This is a genomic window from Mesorhizobium sp. P3_A9 (assembly GCF_056402975.1).
Window position 1 is genome coordinate 1 of record NZ_JBFUGJ010000790.1, and the last position, 642, is coordinate 642.

General features: G+C 65.7%; 1 protein-coding gene. It reads right to left on the minus strand.

Annotation, left to right across the window (positions count from 1 at the left end; all coding sequences use genetic code 11):
* The coding region (locus AC1DX0_RS36765) for a LysR family transcriptional regulator (protein ID WP_477359554.1) at nucleotides 1–621 on the minus strand (621 nt) is incomplete at its 3' end.
* Between the last annotated feature and the right edge of the window lie 21 nt (nucleotides 622–642).

The window sequence follows — 642 nt, forward strand, 5'->3', positions numbered from 1 at the left end:
GAATTCAGAGGCATAGTCGAGCGAAGGGCTGACGATCAGGTCAGGCACATAGCCGATGAGGGTGTGCTGGCCGAGTTCGGCAGYGGTTTTCGGCAGGCCATTGGCAGCGGCATAGGCACGCGAGGCGAACAGGCCGAGYGAATAGTCGACCAGCTTTCCTGCCACCAGCCGGCCYTCSGTCGGCCGCTCGACGGTGATGGCGATGTCGGCTTCGCGCCGGGACAGCGAAAAGGAGCGCGGCACCGGCACGAGCTGGATCGTCAGTTCGCGATGCAGCGCGGTCAGTTCACCGAGACGCCTGGCCAGGAAGGCGACGCCAAAACCGTCCGGCGCACCGATACGCACGGTGCCGGAGATATCGTCGCCTTCGCCCGATATGGTCGAGCGCGCGGCGATCATGTCGCCTTCCATGCGCTCGGCAATGTCGAGGAAGCGCTCGCCGGCGTGCGTCAGCTCGCTGCCCGTGGTCAGCCGGCGAAACAGTTTCGTGCGCAGCGCGTCCTCGAGTGCAGCGATGCGGCGCGAGACGGTGGCGTGATTGAGCTCCAGCCTTTTGGCGGCGCCAAGGATCTGGCCGGCGCGCGCGACGGCGAGGAAAATGCGGACGTCGTCCCAGTTCATGGGCATCCCCAGGAGATATCT